Genomic DNA, 17,347 nt, shown 5'->3' on the forward strand with positions numbered 1-17,347 from the left:
ATTGACAAGAGCACATGTGCGAATGTGGACGAAATCGGTGTGGTCGACTCATGTATATGTCGAATTTTGTCGACCAATCAACAAAATAGGCGAAAAGTATTACATAACATTTGGCAGGACATCCCCCCAAATCGTCGAAATTGTTCACGTGACATCAGTTGAGGGGGAATTCTGCTGTGCAACAACTAAAAGTGCTTATCGCGGATGATAACCGCGAGTTTGCGGATGTACTATATGAGTTTCTCTCCAGTCAGCCCGACATGGAAGTATGCGGAGTGGCATATAACGGGAATGATGCGGTGGAACTTGTAAAATCAAAACGGCCTGATGTAGTCATCCTGGATATCATTATGCCTGTTTTAGATGGCTTAGGCGCACTCGAGCGCATGACGGAAATTCCTGAGCCCATGCCAAAGGTTATCATGCTCACCGCGTTTGGTCAGGAGATCGTCACCCGCCGCGCAATGGAACTTGGGGTATCATACTTCATTTTGAAGCCGTTTGATCTTCCGGTTCTTGTCGAGAGAGTTCGACAAGTGATGAACGATGAACCCGTTGTAGCGCCAGTGGCCGCTGCACTCGCTTATGCACAGGGTCCCATCTCAACCACGAACTCCACGTATAAAAAGCTTTCCAAACATGACGTTGACGCTGCTATCACACAAGTAATTCATGAAATTGGAGTTCCTGCCCACATCAAAGGGTATCATTATCTCCGCGAAGCGATTGGCATCGTGTTTAACGATGTTGAAATACTTGGTTCAATTACCAAAACCTTGTATCCTCGTATTGCAGAGCGTTTCAAAACGACGCCGTCCCGCGTCGAGCGCGCCATCCGTCATTCCATTGAAGTCGCATGGGGACGCGGAAACATGGACGCGATTCGGAATGTCTTTGGATATACCGTGAGTGCATCCAAGACGAAACCGACAAACAGCGAGTTCATTGCGATGATTGCAGATAAGCTGAGGATGGAACACAAGGTCGGATAAGGCCTTGTGGGGCAAGGGATTTCGGGGTTTCCTTCGGGTAACTTTCGCCTCAAATGGGATGCAGAGAGAATTGGAATTCCAATAAACTCTTTTGTGCGATTCCAACAGACTCCTTTCTGTAGATTTGCCGTCATCCTATTCCTAGTCGTTGGATTTGTCCAGTGTTGAGAGTATGTAAAAAGGGACTGCGACCATATTGTGTCGCAGTCCCTTTGTCCAACCTTTCACTCAAACAACATTTGACGAGTGGAAAAATTCTGTGTGTTCGTTTCTTAATGACTTCAAAGCAAGGAAGCTAAGGTGGACGGTAAACTAAGTGAATTGGCCGATCTGCACCACAGTGCAAATACAGTTTGCTTGATAAGTCACACGAAGAGAGCGGAAGTTTTAATGGCAACTCAAAAAGTGACTGATAAAACATTTACCCGATTCATCCAAAGCCAGAAAATCCCTGAGACAAAAGCGTTCGGTCTGAAAGGAGATCTTCTTGTTACACAATTACGTGATGTGATTTTGTAATAAGCCAGTGCATGGATCCGTGGGATTGGGAACAGAACATGATGAAAGCAATACTGTTTGTGGATGGTGGAACAACCCACTTTGGGATGTGGCTCTCAAAAAAGCAGCACAATAGGCGTGAGGGTATAGACGGAACACCTAGTGAGATTCAAATCAAACGCCTTCGAACCTACAAGGAGGAATATTTGTGGCAAAAGTATTAGCTGTTGTATCAAGCGGATATAAGGATAAGGACTATCACACTGGGTGGTGGGGAGAGGAACTATTTGCTCCACTCAACGCACTTGAGGAAGCAGGTCACATTGTTGATTTAGCCTCGCCCTTGGGTGGAAAACCAGAATTGGATGAGCGAAGCATTCTTCCTGAATACGATCCACAAGGGACGTATAAGGCATTATATGAGTCTGGTCGGGCCGATAATACGAAGAAGCTACGTGAGGTAAATCCAGAAGACTACGATGTTATTCTAATTGTCGGCGGCCACGGTGCAATGTTTGACTTGGCCCAGAGTGATGATTTGCACCGTATCATCAACACGGTGTACGACCATGGAGGCATTATCGCTGCTGAATGTCACGGTCCTTCCGTGCTGGTTTACACAAAACGACCGAATGGAAAGAGCATTGTTGAAGGGCTGAAAGTGACGGGTTACCCAGACGTTTGGGAACCAGAAGATGTGCTTCCATATTTGCCATACAGTCTTGAACAAGAAATGCGGAAAATTGCAGATTATATTCCCGAACTTGAACAGAAGGCTTTTGCCATTTGGGGGAATTCACAGATCGTCACGAGCCGTGATCCCTTTTCATCGGAACTTATGGCGGAAGAACTTGTCAAAGCACTACAGAACCGGTAACGAGAGTCGGTTATCTATGTGGCACTGACGACAGGAGGCGACGTCTTGATTTATAAGGTATTGCTGTTCAATTTGAGTGACCCGTCTAAGGAAAGTTTGATGCGTGGGAAGACCACGGAATTGTTGACCAGTGTGCCAGGAGCGGCCAATGTTACGTTTCGACGGGCTGTGGGGCAAGGTGACCTCAAATATCGATATTTAATTACTGTAGATTTTGATTCGATGCAAGCTCACGACGAGTACATGGTACATGAGAACCACGTCCGGTTTTCCAAAGAGTATTTTCGTCCGAATATCAGTGAACTGCTCATTCAGTTTTTTGAATGAGCCACAAAGCGGAGGAAAGGTTTTGACCAGCCTTATGTAGGCCGGGAATTTTGTTACGGGAAAATTCTTGATCGGGCATACTTCTGCACTGACTTGTATAAAGGAGCTACTAAAATTGGTCGAAAACAAGGTCGTTGTCATCACAGGGGCCAGCAGTGGTATCGGACAAGCTACAGCGAATCGTCTGGCACAAGCAGGAGCGAAGGTTGTGTTGTCAGCACGCCGAGAGGAACGATTGAAAGAAACTGTCGAACAAATCACGGCAATGGGTGGATTGGCAAGCTATTGTAGTACAGACGTTACATCAATGGAGGATGTCCAAGCCTTAGCGGACTTTGCAGTCCGAACATACGGCACAATTGATGTCTGGGTCAATAATGCTGGACTGATGCCCCTGTCTTTCCTAAACAAACGTAAGGTGGACGAGTGGGATCGCATGATCGATGTGAATATCAAAGGCGTTCTTTACGGTATTGCCGCGGCCGTAGCCATCATGGAACAAAAAAAGGGCGGACATATCATTAACGTCTCTTCTGTGGCAGGACATCGTGTCGGCATGGCTGGGGCAGTTTACAGCGGAACAAAGTTCGCCGTTCGAGCCATTACAGAGGGGCTCCGTATGGAATTGTCCCCGACTTCCAATATTCGGGCGACGATTATCTCTCCTGGTATGGTTGAGACAGAACTGCTTACCACGATAACGGATGAGGATGCCTTGAATGCATTGAAATCTCGGGCAACAGCACAGGCACTTCAATCGCAAGACATCGCAGAGGCGATCTTCTACGCAATTAATCAACCAGAAAGGGCATCGGTCAACGAAATCCTGATTCGCCCCACGACGCAGCCCTCATGACGCGTGTGAAGCCGTCAGAGATCGGTACTGAGGTAACTCTGATGGAGTGTTTTGTAAATGTGTGCAACAGAAACAGGCGTAGCTGCCGGTCACTATGCCTCTTTCTGCTGCACTAAAAGTGAGTCCCAAGATCCAAGTGGTCCCGGCCATCCTGTACAAGACGCTGTTTTTCCATAGGTGTACAGGGATCCCGAGGTGTCCAGATAACGGATGCCCATCTTCCGCATGTCTGACATTGTGTTGTAGACGGCCTATCGTCTATTCTGAGTACATAGCACACAAAATGCTGTTCAGATGGGGACTGAGGCTTCTCTTGGCACAGACACATACGTTTTCAAAAGGCGAAGAAATCGCAAATGCAGTGACACATGGCATTGGGGCCCTACTCAGTATTGCGGCACTGGTCCTGTTAATTGTCTTTTCAACACGCCATGGTACTGCATGGTATGTGGTCAGCTTCACGGTTTTTGGCTCAACAATGGTGATCCTTTACACGTCTTCCGCATTGGTTCACGCCCTGCCAAAGGGAAGGGGGAAGGACCTTTTCGAAATTTTTGATCACACGTCGATCTATTTTTTCATAGCAGGTTCTTACACCCCATTTACTTTTTTCGTGATTCGAGGTGCGTTGGGGTGGACCATTTTCGGAATTGTATGGGGCCTGGCAATCGCTGGGACAGTATTCAAAGCCTTTTACGTGAAGCGGTATCTCTTTACCTCCACTATTCTCTACGTCGTAATGGGCTGGATGATCGTCATGGGGTGGCATCAGATCGCTCAAAATCTCCATATGCATGGTATCGTATTGCTGGTAGCCGGGGGGATTTGTTATACGGTGGGGGCAGTATTCTATGTGTGGAGGGCGTTTAAGTACCATCATTTTGTGTGGCATCTATTTGTGATAGCAGGAAGTACGTGTCACTTTTTCTGTGTACTCCTGTATCTATTACCCCAGTAGGGTTACCTACGCCCCCCTCATGAAGTTGAAAGATAACGAATTTAAACGATTCCGAACTGCGTTACGAACGGTCGGAAACTGGCTGCAATTGCTGATATTGCTGACTTTGGTCATGAAATAGTTCCTTCAGTATCCGCTCCCGGTTGCCTAAGAATTGTTTCGTAATGATGTAGTGTTCGGTGTCCTCATACTTGCTGTGAGATATGGGGGACGTGTCAAAGTTGAAGATCTCGACATTTAGGTAGCCCAGGAGGATACGTGAGTGGGTAGCGATGATGAACTGTGCCGTCCACATTGTTCCTCTTCCAATATGACGTCCAGCAGGGCCATTTGGCGGGCAGGTTAGAGTGTAGTCGTTGGCTCAACAAGCAGGTAGATTGCTTTCCCACGAGAACGGAACCGGTTGGTAAGATGACGATTTGGATGATTGAGGATAGTGAGTTCGCCCGTGAAGTGGAGTAAGTGCCTTGAATGCACCTTGTATGTCTGACGATGAATTGGAAGGCGTCTTTGTGAGGTCTACCAATGTCTGCTCGCCTCGCCAGCCCCTCATTATAAGGAAGTGTCCTGGCAACCGCTGTGGAGCTGCATGTCACGAAGGCAAAATAGAAGAGATCATAGGTGTGACACAGTGTCACGGTCATGCCCCTACATGCAATGCACGCAGGCGCATGAGCTCGAACGAGGCTGTTGCATCAGACTGCCTACTGCACCGGTGGCTCCGTATACATTTCGAAAAAGTCTGGAACGTGTGTTGGATTCGTATCAACGGGAGATAGCAACCAGTCGTTGGGCGACTCGAAGAATGCCGAGATCTCGAGTGCGTTCGAATATCCTTGTGGGAGCTGTCGGCTCAGTCAAACCCGCTGGGATGACAGTGGCTGTGATAGAGTGATTCTGCTCCAATTTCCTAGCCACTTCATTCAGCATTGCTACGTTCCTCGTCAACTCCCTTTTACCATTAGACGGAGCAAGCGAACAGGGAGTTTCAGCCCAACGCGTTGAATTAACGGGTGCAAGCCTGCAAGCACAGTGCGGACAGACACTTGCATAAACATGCGTCCGTGCCTGTGAAACGCTCTTCAGTTATGGGGCAGGAGTGTTCAGTAGTGTGTCTTAGAGATACCATAGTATAGTAAAGATAAAGTGAATGGAGTGGCGCTTATTGGAAACGGAGCAATATGTTCGGCAAACTCTGCTGAATGGATTGCATGGACGAGGATCACATGTCAATCCTGCCAATGTCTGTGGAGATTTGAATTGGAGATTGGTCGCGGAACTCCCAAATGGTATTCAGCATTCCATTTGGCAAATTGTAAATCATATGATTTTATTGGCAAGAATTCTCTTTAGCGTTGCTTAGAAATGACACTCCGAGAACTCCAGAACACGCAGCGGATGCATGGACGGATAACGTGAGCCCAACGAGCGAAAGAGAGTGGCTCAACGCTGTAAATAGGTTCCTTAAAGGCTTACATGCAGTCGAGGGTTTTATAGATGATTTGGATACAACTGTGGCTGCACGGCAGGGGCGGTCTCGTGCAGAAGTGATTGGTATGTTAGTAGGACACAATAGTTATCATTCGGGACAAATCGTATTCCTACGACAGATCCTGGGTGCCTGGGCACCTTCTTTCGGTGACACGTGGTGATAGTTCGCCAATAGTCGTATGAATATTCACTTTTAACGTGCAACCGTTATTGGGCGTTTGGGCAGCATCCACACGATACCGACCGACTGTTATCTATCACTTGCACGTAAATTCGTGGTCATGGAAGGAGAGGAATACTATTTGTTCTTCGTCGTAATTTTTGGGGTTGTTTTGGCAGTCTGGGTCGTATTAAATGCCGTACTTGCTTGGTATCCTGCTCACCCAAAAAAACTACACCCTGACAATATGACGCTTACGACGACTCCTTCGGCATATGGGCTTGAATACGAAGATGTCGTTGTTGGGAGTGGATTATTTGGATGGTTTATACCTGCGAATACTGCCCATGCAACCGTGATTCTTGTACATGGCTGGACGTCATGTAGGGAGGAAAGATGGGTTCCATTCTTAGAGATAGCCCGTGACCTTCACAATCACCAAATGAACGTGGTCCTATATGACGCTAGGTATGTGAATGGAACTAAAACGTATAGCGGAGGACAACGAGAATCCGAGGATTTGATCGATGTTGCGGATTGGTCTGTAAAACGTACTGGAGTACCTGTTATCGTGTGGGGCTTTTCAGCAGGCGGACACGCCACGTTGTTGGCTCTATCGAAAAACGACGAGAATATCAGATGCGCCATTACGGATAGCGCATTTGTTAATGCGAGCCAATCTTTTAAGAGCATGTATCGGCATTTGTATCGTATACCGAGTCCTATTCTTTTGTTTTTGCCACTCTTTTTCAAAATGTTCACAGGTTGTCTTCCGGGTCGACTTAAACGACCAATCAAGAAACCGTTGTTCGTAATACATGGCGACGTGGATTCGTCGATTCATGTGATGAATGGGAGAAGCCTAAAGAACATTCCTACGGTCCAATATTGGGAAGTCACCGGAGTAGGGCATGAAGAGGCTTTTGTGAAACGTACTGCTGAGTACATGGGACGTTGTATTAGCTTTATTGATGAGATATTGGGAACGTAAACTTCTCTAAGAAAGCTGTTTGTCAAATTACATAAATATTCATTTATACACTTTGTTGGTTGTGAAGTTGATGGGCAGAAGTGCGACATAGTGGGGTGTTCTAATATTAGGATGTGAATGATCTTGTTGGGAATATGAACAACGCTTGAATGGGGGCATTTGACATGCAGGTTGCGAATGCGGGGTTCATGGCATTAGGCATTCTTGTTCCAATTTTGACAGTTATCTGTTGGATTGCACTTATGGTTGCGGTTTTCCAAATGCGTAACTCGATGCAAAATACATCCGCCAAACTGGATGCCATTTACAAACTCCTGTTAGACAACTACAAAAAGTCGGAGTGACCAAGGGAGCTGATGCTGAACGAATGGCATGGCTCTTTTTTTAAGTAAAGGCGGATAGGGAATGGGTGCATGTTCAATGTAGTCCAACAGACACTACCGTTATATCACAGGAATAGCGAAATAAGAGGTGAACTAGGTGCCTTCGATGGGGTGGAGTATCGTTAAGTATCATTGGGGTGATGAGCAGAATAAAGTCATTCATGTAACCGAGACGCTTAAAGGTGTTGGCACATTAACTGCTCATGTTAATTTGGCAGATGATGTAGTAGAGATAATTAAAGCAGATCTTATTGAGCCGTCGAATGCTGTAACCTCGGATGACCGTGCACGAATACTCAAAGGTGCAAGAGACTGGGCAAGGCGACAGAGCCCACGGTATCCCAAGGATATCAGGTGGCACGAGGATGGCATGAAGTTCGAGACTCATCGTGAGTCGTGGGAGTGGGCGTCCTCGGTTGTGTACAACGAAATTGGCAATATTTACGAGGGATATCGTACAGAAGACGAGAAAATTGCTTGTTCCTTGGTTTATGAACTGACACGACTAAACACGTTTCATGGACCGACATTCTACGTGTTTGCTCACAACGAATACAACCAGACAGACCAAAAACGATGGTACATGGTGTGGGTGGAACGTGTATGAATATTCATTTGTGCAGACGGCGAAGGAATATCGCTTAAGGGCAGTATAACTCAGTGCGCCATGAGGCGCTATGTACTGAAGCCACCAACTCAGGTGGTTGGCGAGTACCTCATCTCGCCAAGGCTAGGCTGGCATGCGTTAGGTCTGAGCAGACCCAGGGTTTGAAGCCCATCCAACAATGTACCCGTGAGGGAGACCGACCTCCCAAGATGCGGGGCTAGCCACAACGACCTGCTATGGTCAGCGAAAGCAAAGCCATGTCTGAAGCGTGGTCAACTGCAACACTCGAAATCGTCGGATGATACGAGTGGGTGGAATGAGCGTGACTCCCTTGCGTTTGGAGACACGACCCGGCATGCCGGTGGTCAGGGATGTATAGAGTTGCAACACCCTGAATCTTCCCCGCGTATAGTGGCGACCTAAGGCAGCGAGACAGTGCATAGTGAACATGGGAACCGACTCATTCGTCCAAACAGGGATGGACAGCTACGTTGACGTGAATGTGTCGGGACGGAGGAACCGTAGTAGTCGGCGATGGGGAAAGCCCGTTACATGGCGAAGGGTTCCAGTTTGAAGTAGGGTGCGCGCAAGTAAAGTAGGACTCCCTATAACGGGAGTGATTGCGATTTCCACTGCCATCACTCAATCCTCTATTCAGGAGAGAAAGAGATTCGAAACACAAACGCGCCTTGCACGAAAGTCTTTGGAGCAACGACCTTTTTCAAGACTGCATTATCTGCTGAGATGGAATGTCTGAATTAACAATTCGATTGAGAACGTCCTCAGTAACTCAGGTGCCCACACACCCGGAGTAGATAACATGACGAAGAAGGATTACACCACGCAGGAAGCTAGGCAGCAACTTCGGGAAGAAGTCAAACATGCACTCCACTCATACATATCCAGTCCGGTACGAAGAGTATTTATCCCGAAGTACAACAAGCCCACGGAAAAGCGCGCGCTCGGTATTCCCACTATTGTCGACCGCGTTGCCCAAGATGTTGTCCGCAGCATCTTGGAACCAATCTACGAAGGAAAGCAACACCCGCACAGCTACGGTTTCCGCCCATTTCGCGGTACGCACCACGCCATTGAGAGAGTCCGCTTTCTCATTGGTAGACACCGCTATGAATGGATAGTCGAACTCGACATTAAGGGATTCTTCGACAACGTAGACCAGGAAATCCTGCTCAGCATTCTGCGACGGACGATTTATGATCGCAGACTCATACGGGTCATCCGCAACATGTTGAAGGCTGGACTCATTTACGAAGGAGAATTTGAGGAAATCGAACTGGGCACCCCGCAAGGCGGAGTGGTCAGTCCAATCCTTGGAAACATCTATCTGAATGAACTGGATGAATTCATTGGGAGCAAGTACGAGTTTCTTTCACCATACGAGCGGAGCAAGTCGGAAATCCCCTGCTACATTGTCCGGTATGCAGACGACGCGGTGATTTTTTGTAAAAGTAAGGAGCATGCAGAGCTGCTGAAGGCTCAAGTTGCACAATTCCTGCAGGAGAAACTCAAGCTCCAGTTATCCGCAGAGAAGACACTCGTCACACATGCGGACGAGGGGTTCGACTTCCTTGGGTTCAATATTCGACGATGGACGCGGCAAGGAAAGACACGAGTTCTTGCCAAGCCAAGTCGAAAAGCGATTCAACGGTTCAGAGACACATTAGCTAAGGATTCGAAGGCACTACAGATAGCACCTGGCACAGCCGCCATTGCACTACTAAACAAAAAGATTCGAGGATTCGCCGAATACTTCCGACGAGGGAACGCAAAGGACACCTTCCTTGCCCTCGACTACTACCTCTGGTGGCTTGTGTTTCACAGGCTTAAACGGAGAACACGAGAACCACCAGGTGTTGTGGCTCGGCGATACCAGTACCGATACAACGAAGCTGCGAATCTACCGCACCACAGGAAGTCCACAGCGAAGAACTTTGGGTTTAGAGATGACGACGGCAATGTGCATATGCTCGATAAGTTTGGACTCTACAAAATAGAGTATCCAGACAAGTGCTCACAAAAGAATCCTTATGTAGTCGAGGACCGAGAATGGCTAGATGGAAACCGAAAGCTCCGTGAAACGATGAAGGTACAACAGACCAGATTTATTCAGAGGCTATATGGACTGTCCAAGAACTGGGGGCACTTCAGACAACACGTTGTACAACGGCAAAGCAGCCGATGTAGCACGTGTGGATGCAAGCTGGTACGCGGAAATGTTCATGTCCATTACCTTCCAAAAACAGCAGGAGAACGCTCATCTCAAGGGGAATTGATACCAGACAATCTTGTCGCCTCGTGCATTTCATGCTACAGGCAAATGCGACAGCAGCGCAAACGTAACTAACCAAACGGGGCGTCCTAATACGTACAAATACAACTACTTTGAATGGAGAGCCGGATGCGGTGAAAGTTGCAAGTCCGGTTCGGGGAAGAGTCCGAGCGTCAAACTGCCCCCTACGGGGGCGCGGGTCGGCTCGGGCTTATTCTACAGATGCATTTTGCGAGGTGGGCATCATAAGACAAGATTCGGAACGGATTTACATTCGTAGGCTGGGAATGGATGATCTTGAGGCACTGCTTGATTTACGCGTGCGAAATCGCCATTTCTTGAAGCCCTTTGAACCCGTTACTTTAGACTCACATTACACGTTAGAAGGACAGCAAGGAATTTTGCAGAAAGTGCAACACAATTGGGAAACTGGTTCTGGATACGTATTCGGGATTTTTCTGAATAAAGAAGACCGACTTATTGGACGAGTCAGTCTGAGCAATGTGGTCCGTGGAGCTTGGGAAAGTTGTACAATGGGGTATTTCTTGGATGAACACTCCAATGGTCAAGGTTTCACCACAGAGGCTGTTCGCTTAGCAATTGGTTTTGCGTTCAGAACTGCGGAATTACATAGGGTTCAAGCGGCGGTAATGCCCCGAAATGTAAGCTCAATTAGGGTTCTTGATAAAGTGGGATTTCGGTACGATGGGTTTTCAGAGTTTTATCTAAAAATCAATGGCCTATGGGAAGACCATAACCTGTACAGTATTACACGAGAACGTTGGCATTCATAAGCTTGTGCTTATTCAGCGATAGTGGGCTTGAGTAGAAATAACAATGTGGCTGCGACCTTCGCATGATTATACAGTTCTAGTCGACTGATGCTTGTGTCACATAGGGGCAGATAAATGCCATATGAACTCTATTATTCTTAGTTGTATGCAGGTGAAAAAACTCAGGCGAGGTGATATGACATGGCCGAAACGCGGTTGGAGTTAACGCGATCGCAAATCCTAGCATTCAGGCGGCGCGCAAGCGCACTTGAAGATCGACTTTCGATGGGGCCGGACTCGCTTCGGCATGCGGCCTGGGCGGGACTCCAAGATAGCATGCCGCGTGCAGCTCTCCTGTCCATCCATGCCCGTGTCGAAGGAACTGAACCGTCCACGTTATCAGACCCTTCACTTGTGCAACTCTGGGGACCGAGGTTCAGTGTCTTTGTCGTTGCTGAGTGCGATCGGGCTGTATTTTCGCTGGGGAGGCTACCTGAGGATCATAAGGGTCTACACAGGGCCGAGGATCTCGCGCGTCGTCTGAAAGGTATCTTGGCTGGCGGGCGGATGAAGTACGGAGATGCAGGAAGAGCACTTGGTGTGCACCCTAACAGTCTCCGTTACGCTGCCACTGCTGGTACGATCTTGATCGGTTGGGACGGTGCAAAACAACCTACCATATGGACAGTACCGGCCCCCGAGATAAATGCGAACGATGCTCGCCTTGAGCTCGCCCGTCGCTATCTGCACGTCTATGGTCCCACTACGGCTGAATCATTTAGTCAATGGGCGGGGATAAGTCTACGAAGCAGTGTGGCTACATTCGATACTCTGCGCTCCGCCCTAACACCGGTACGGTCACCTATCGGAGACGCGTGGATACTAACTAGTGATGAGACATTCTTCCGTTTACCGGAGGGTGCCACTGCACCCGCGCGCTTGCTGCCAAGCGGTGACTCATATTTGTTGCTTCAGGGGCGTGATCGCGAACTCTTAGTTCCCAATATTGAGTATCAGCGTCTGCTTTGGACACCGCGAGTCTGGCCCGGCGGGTTGCTAGTAGACGGAGAGATTGTCGGAGTGTGGCGACGGTCAGGTCAGGCCCTGACAGTGCAATTGTGGCGTGAATTGTCGCATTCAGAACGAAATGCAGTCGAGGTTGAAGTGCAATCATTACCACTGGCCGATATGAGGGGACAGATTTCTATCCGATGGGAACCTTGAGGCCGTGTAATAATAGTCCGACTAGGGACAATTGAGTTGTAGGATCACCAATGATGGATGGCAAATAACCATATACCGTTGTGCATGTACATCCAAATTCGCACTGTGACGTTATTGAACATTCGGGCAGCTCCAGAGCGATACCACTACTTTGTTCTGGTATAATTTAGGTGATAAGACTATGCGTGAGGCACACAATTTGTTCATGTGGGAGGAAGCAATTTGCGAAGAAACTTCTAACTGGGTTGCTGTTGTTTACGTTGGTGCTCACAGGATGCGCTCAGGGAACGAATAAAACTGCATCTAACACGCCAGACCGCAACAGTCCCGATTCTCCCCCCACCAATAATCCCACTATTGAATACGCTACAGGGAGATTTACGACGCAACCAGCCATACGTGGGTTGGCAGTTGTGTCATCACATCTTGATGTTTCACCTGTGCAAGAAGCCTCGTTGACCATTCAGGTAAAGCCTGGTGCCAAAGCAAGCATCGAGGTCGATTACTCTTCAGGACCGAGCCACGATAGCAGTCTTCGCCCAAAGATTGCCGATAAAAACGGGAATGTAAGTTGGAGCTGGAAAGTCCCGTTGAATACTACACCAGGAACGTGGAATGTGCCGGTTGCGGCAGATGGGAAATCTATGATGCTACAGTTACACGTAACGAAATAAGGTCATGATTGTCGTTGCCACTTCTGTGATGGAAGACACCGGGTTATGTATGAAAATGCATTTTTGACGGCGACGGTCTTACTGATCGGGCAGCAATGTCCAACAGGCATTAGGTCGGCGACGAGCGGGAGGCAGGGTGCATTGAGGAGAATCGTATGTCAACGATGCGGTGATGTCATTGAAAGTAAATCTGAGTTGGTGACGACTTTGTCGCTGTTACAGGGCATCATGCCATACCATCTTGACTGTCATGCTCAAAACCAGAAAGGATGGAATGCAGGTGCAACCCCTATCAATAGTCAAGCAACGATTGCAATAATGATTATAGGTCTCATAGTATGTACCGTTTTGCTTGTTATCATAAAATCGTGGGTGTTCGTTGTTGCGGGATTGCTTGCCCCTTTACTAAGGCTCCTATCATGGCTGATTTACGAACGATTCCTACCTTGAGATACCTGTAGTTCTTCAGGTAGCGAGGACTTATCCCGAAGAGGGATTTGTATCCACCAATACATAAATATGCGCTGAGGAATTTTTTGGGTTATGTCACACTCGGGCAGTTTAGCGGAATATGACGTCTTCGGAAATAAATGTATAATGATGGTATGAGTCATGAGTTATCTCTCTGCATAAGGGTGAGTAAACTGTCTTACTCTACGTTTATATTGAGTGGACTAGCAATTATTGTTGGTCTTATTTTTCTGCTGTCCAGGCGGAACTTTTTCGGATGGCACACCAGAACGCAGAAGGCAATTGGGTGGACCATCATTGTAGTAACAATTATGGAAACCTTGGACCGGATCTTGTTTGGCAAGTAACCACTACTCCATCTGTATATGCGAAGGTATTGTCAGTGATGTTTGACTTAATCGGGCTGACGTTAGAACCGAGTAGTATGTCATACGGAACGGGGGACGGTTATGTGGAGGAACTGACATTTAGCGCCAAACGTCTTTACCGCCGAGAAATCGTGCTGTTTGCGATTCTTGGCATTATTCTAGGTCCATTGAGTGTAGTCGCTCAGGGGACGTCAGCATTCCTGTCACTCCTCTTTGCTCTGTCGTCGCTACTAGCATTCATGATAGTAATTCTGTTCTTCATTTTGGCTCGCAGGTGGATAAGACCTTTGACCTTTCGCCAGGACATCGTCAGGTTCGGAGCATGGGAGACGTCAGTCAGCAAACTGTCTGGCATTGAATGTAGACCTGAGAGACGATGGGTCATTCTTACTCTCAAGCAGGGATTCGTTCCACGGATTCAGCTCTTAGAGTTGTCAGAGAAGAACTGTGGTAATAGTGAATTCGACGAAATCAAGAGCTGGACGTTGTCTCACGGTCTCTTATTTCATCGATTTTGATGACACTCAGCCTATTCCAGATGAATACGGGAGGAAGGCTCCAATGCATAGGGGTCTACAAAAGGGAGATGGAATTTTTGTCCTGTAAGTTTGATTTCGATGACAAAGTAACAGTTGTCGAACAAGGCGAATACCAGGGGATGTATGATTGTACACTTCGGTTCAAACACTGCTTGTTGAGCTTTGGGGCAGAAGAACTGAGGAATTGAGTAAAGTTTATAACTTTAGCTGTTTTGTAGGAGAGGAAGTGAACCACAATCCTTCGAAAACGTTTGTTTAATGTTGTTTTTACAGTCGTGTGTATTGGATTGGTTATTTCGTTGGTGGTTAAAGGGACTTATTTCAAGGAAATAAATCGAGAGCATCAATACACTCAAATGCTATACAATCGTTTAATACAAGATGTAGATGTTGCAGACGGAGGTGGGGTCACTTTCCCTGGATATCAGAAGTCCTCCGTAAATATGACGTATGCAGCTGGTGTTTTGCAGGATCTATATCTCCAGGCGAACATAGTCAATCACGAAAGAGGAACTCAACAGATTCAGGAAGATGCATCATTTGTGTCATATGTCGCTATGGCGCTAGTCGGTAAGAATATGAAGTATTTAGTAGGTCCAAAGCACAAAGCGGTTGTTACAATTACTCCAAAGCAAGCGGAGAATCTGGTTCGAAAAATTTATCAAATTATAATCAAAAACCAGGTCAACGGTGATATACCTAGCGACAAGATAGCTACCGTATATAATGAACTCAACAACTTAATCCCAGAAAATTTGAAATCAATTGATGGTGTGCTTACATACTTGTATCAGTAAGTACACGCATTTATTCAGAATATACCTGTCAAGGAGAACGTTTTATTAGACATTCGTGGCGTGAGAACTGAATAAATTACGTCCCCTGCTGTTGGATGAATATTCGTTCCTGATGGTGACTCCGAACTGTCGCTAAAGGGCATTGATCTCCAATAACGATTCAACCACTTATATTGGTATTCTATAGATAGTGATGATTTTTCGGGTATTGACTCGCTATGGAAAAACTTCCTGGGGGTTGAACAATGGGAGAGAATGTACATCTATGCAAACCGTCTATTGAGTTACAAAATGAGTATATCTCCTTTTACGAGGAGTGGGAAAATAGTGGGGAAGAGTTGGAAGGTATGGCACCATGGGTGATTTCCAGAGACCCTGCAGATTTCCAAAGAATGATCGAATCTTTGTTAAACAACGAGCAGATAGAGTATTTGCCCGACGGGACGGTACCTTCTTCAACATACTGGTTGGTAACTGACTCTGGAAAGGTTGTTGGGTCAGTAAATATCCGTCATCGTCTTACACCTTTCGGTCACATTGGGTATGGCATTCGACCTTCTGAGAGACGGAAAGGGTACGCTACAAAGCTTTTAGCCCTGTCATTACTAAAGGCAAGGGAGTTGGGCATAGAAAAAGTCCTAGTCATTTGCAATAAGGATAACGCAGGATCTGAAAAGACAATACGAAACAATGGTGGGATTCAGGATACAAGCTACATTGAAGAAAGCGGAAATGTGCTACTACGATTTTGGATCGACTTGTAAGTCGGTACTGGTCTTAAACATCTGGGGTGCAAGGCTTGCGTAGCCTTTTTCGGTTGGGATGCATGAATATTCGGTCTTCCCGTCCTGTAGCCTGTGTCACTCAAGGGCAGTTATGCGACGTAAATGCGAGCCCAGAAAATCATCCATGATGGTACAATCAAACTAATCAAAACGAGCGGACGGTGATGAGTATGCTGTGGTCGGAAGTTCGTGAATTGTACCCAAACCAGTTTGTATATCTGGAACGATTTACAGTCTCACATGGAGGACGGAAAGCTGTGTGTTGACGAGGTTGCTATTATCCGTCCCCTCAAGAGTTCGCAAGAAGCTCGTCAAGCCCTTAAAGCTGCAAGACAGAATAACTTTATTTACCATACGTCAAACGAGAAGATCATAATGGACGTCGTCATGAAACCGATGGTTCGGGGAATTCACTCATGAAGTTAAGCATCGTCAATGGCATTCTGTTATCTCCATTAACGATTTCGCACAACGGGAAAAGCATAACGCTTGAGTCCGTGATTATTGACACAGGCTCGGCACATACATGGGTTAATTTGGACTCTGTCGAGAATGTTCTGGATGTAAGTCCTCAAGAGGGCGACCATATTATCACCGCATTTGGAATTGGTGGACGTGATGTAGCCGACAGAAAGCGGATTGATCAGATACAATTCGCACCTTTCGAAGACTGGACTTCTTCGCCTGCTGTGAGATGAGCGGATTCACCACAATGTACACGTAGCTGTGTTCTTCAAGGAACCGTACCACCGGGACATGATAGTGTCCGGTTGATTCCAAGATCACGGTTGGTTTCGCACCTGTCAGGGCTTCAACGCCCTCCAACACTTCACGGAACTTCTCAAAACCGTCGGTCGTATGGACGATGCTGAAGTGCCTGCGATGCGGTTTACCTTTATCCAGGAATACCTGACCTTCTGTTTCTCCCTTGGCAACATCCAGACCAACTACAGGATTCATTGATTTACTCCCTTCACATGTACTTGCCGGAAAACCCCTATCCATCTTGCAGTACCATAGCTTCGCTTGTGATACGAGATCGATGTCCCAACCAGCCTCAATCATGCTTGTGCAAGTAGGGGCGGACAGTTTAGCGCACGGGTTCGTGGACCCACGGGGGCGGACGTCTGACCCGGCTACCGCAGTAAACCTCTAAAGTAATCGGGTAAGAGGGGGTGACTAACCCCCGTCTTCCCACACCACCGTACGTACCGTTCGGTATACGGCGGTTCACGTTGTGGAACGAATTCCGTCATATCGTTCGACTAAGCTAACCAGTCCTCGGT

17 protein-coding genes are annotated in these 17,347 nt (G+C 47.2%); 16 read left to right on the forward strand and 1 reads right to left on the reverse strand.

Annotation, left to right across the window (positions count from 1 at the left end):
• Window positions 1-176 precede the first annotated feature (176 nt).
• The 16 genes from spo0A to AN477_RS13685 all read left to right on the forward strand — a co-directional run bounded on the left by spo0A (window position 177) and on the right by AN477_RS13685 (window position 16,040).
• The gene (gene spo0A, locus AN477_RS13595) at window positions 177-992 is read left to right on the forward strand and encodes a sporulation transcription factor Spo0A (RefSeq protein ID WP_054969701.1); all 816 of its coding nucleotides are present in this window, start codon (window positions 177-179) and stop codon (window positions 990-992) included.
• 300 nt (window positions 993-1,292) lie between these two features.
• Complete coding sequence (locus AN477_RS13600) at window positions 1,293-1,511, forward strand: hypothetical protein (protein ID WP_054969702.1); 219 nt, start codon at window positions 1,293-1,295, stop codon at window positions 1,509-1,511.
• A 187-nt stretch (window positions 1,512-1,698) separates the two neighbouring features.
• Entirely contained in the window at window positions 1,699-2,367 is a 669-nt protein-coding gene (locus AN477_RS13605) for a type 1 glutamine amidotransferase domain-containing protein (RefSeq protein WP_054969703.1), read from the forward strand.
• Between the two features lie 45 nt (window positions 2,368-2,412).
• Entirely contained in the window at window positions 2,413-2,694 is a 282-nt protein-coding gene (locus AN477_RS13610; protein ID WP_054969704.1) for a Dabb family protein, read from the forward strand.
• A gap of 115 nt (window positions 2,695-2,809) precedes the next feature.
• Complete coding sequence (locus tag AN477_RS13615) at window positions 2,810-3,550, forward strand: SDR family oxidoreductase (RefSeq protein ID WP_054969705.1); 741 nt, start codon at window positions 2,810-2,812, stop codon at window positions 3,548-3,550.
• A 313-nt stretch (window positions 3,551-3,863) separates the two neighbouring features.
• Complete coding sequence (trhA, locus tag AN477_RS13620) at window positions 3,864-4,508, forward strand: PAQR family membrane homeostasis protein TrhA (protein ID WP_054969706.1); 645 nt, start codon at window positions 3,864-3,866, stop codon at window positions 4,506-4,508.
• Between the two features lie 1,793 nt (window positions 4,509-6,301).
• Window positions 6,302-7,150: an alpha/beta hydrolase gene (locus tag AN477_RS13635; protein ID WP_054969709.1), complete on the forward strand. Its 849-nt coding sequence runs from the start codon at window positions 6,302-6,304 to the stop codon at window positions 7,148-7,150.
• Window positions 7,151-7,314: 164 nt separating this feature from the next.
• Window positions 7,315-7,494: a hypothetical protein gene (locus AN477_RS13640; RefSeq protein WP_054969710.1), complete on the forward strand. Its 180-nt coding sequence runs from the start codon at window positions 7,315-7,317 to the stop codon at window positions 7,492-7,494.
• A gap of 136 nt (window positions 7,495-7,630) precedes the next feature.
• Window positions 7,631-8,140 (forward strand): hypothetical protein, encoded by a 510-nt coding sequence (locus AN477_RS24540; RefSeq protein WP_157061962.1) that lies wholly within the window; start codon window positions 7,631-7,633, stop codon window positions 8,138-8,140.
• 769 nt (window positions 8,141-8,909) lie between these two features.
• The gene (gene ltrA, locus AN477_RS13650) at window positions 8,910-10,505 is read left to right on the forward strand and encodes a group II intron reverse transcriptase/maturase (protein ID WP_281176345.1); all 1,596 of its coding nucleotides are present in this window, start codon (window positions 8,910-8,912) and stop codon (window positions 10,503-10,505) included.
• Window positions 10,506-10,666: 161 nt separating this feature from the next.
• Entirely contained in the window at window positions 10,667-11,224 is a 558-nt protein-coding gene (locus tag AN477_RS13655) for a GNAT family N-acetyltransferase (protein ID WP_342668560.1), read from the forward strand.
• Window positions 11,225-11,404: 180 nt separating this feature from the next.
• The gene (locus tag AN477_RS13660; RefSeq protein WP_054969712.1) at window positions 11,405-12,427 is read left to right on the forward strand and encodes a DNA glycosylase AlkZ-like family protein; all 1,023 of its coding nucleotides are present in this window, start codon (window positions 11,405-11,407) and stop codon (window positions 12,425-12,427) included.
• A 413-nt stretch (window positions 12,428-12,840) separates the two neighbouring features.
• Window positions 12,841-13,101, forward strand: a complete 261-nt coding sequence (locus AN477_RS13665; RefSeq protein WP_157061963.1) for a hypothetical protein — start codon at window positions 12,841-12,843, stop codon at window positions 13,099-13,101.
• A gap of 727 nt (window positions 13,102-13,828) precedes the next feature.
• On the forward strand, window positions 13,829-14,458 hold the full coding sequence (locus tag AN477_RS13675; RefSeq protein WP_054969715.1) for a hypothetical protein: 630 nt from the start codon (window positions 13,829-13,831) through the stop codon (window positions 14,456-14,458).
• Window positions 14,459-14,781: 323 nt separating this feature from the next.
• Window positions 14,782-15,276: a hypothetical protein gene (locus AN477_RS13680; protein ID WP_157061964.1), complete on the forward strand. Its 495-nt coding sequence runs from the start codon at window positions 14,782-14,784 to the stop codon at window positions 15,274-15,276.
• Between the two features lie 245 nt (window positions 15,277-15,521).
• Window positions 15,522-16,040, forward strand: a complete 519-nt coding sequence (locus AN477_RS13685) for a GNAT family N-acetyltransferase (protein WP_054969717.1) — start codon at window positions 15,522-15,524, stop codon at window positions 16,038-16,040.
• Window positions 16,041-16,652: 612 nt separating this feature from the next.
• Here AN477_RS13685 and AN477_RS13695 read toward each other — a convergent pair.
• Window positions 16,653-17,021: an IS110 family transposase gene (locus AN477_RS13695; protein ID WP_054969718.1), complete on the reverse strand. Its 369-nt coding sequence runs from the start codon at window positions 17,019-17,021 to the stop codon at window positions 16,653-16,655.
• Window positions 17,022-17,347 lie beyond the last annotated feature (326 nt).

The organism is Paenalicyclobacillus ferrooxydans (genome assembly GCF_001399675.1).
Taxonomy (GTDB): domain Bacteria; phylum Bacillota; class Bacilli; order Alicyclobacillales; family Alicyclobacillaceae; genus Alicyclobacillus_B; species Alicyclobacillus_B ferrooxydans.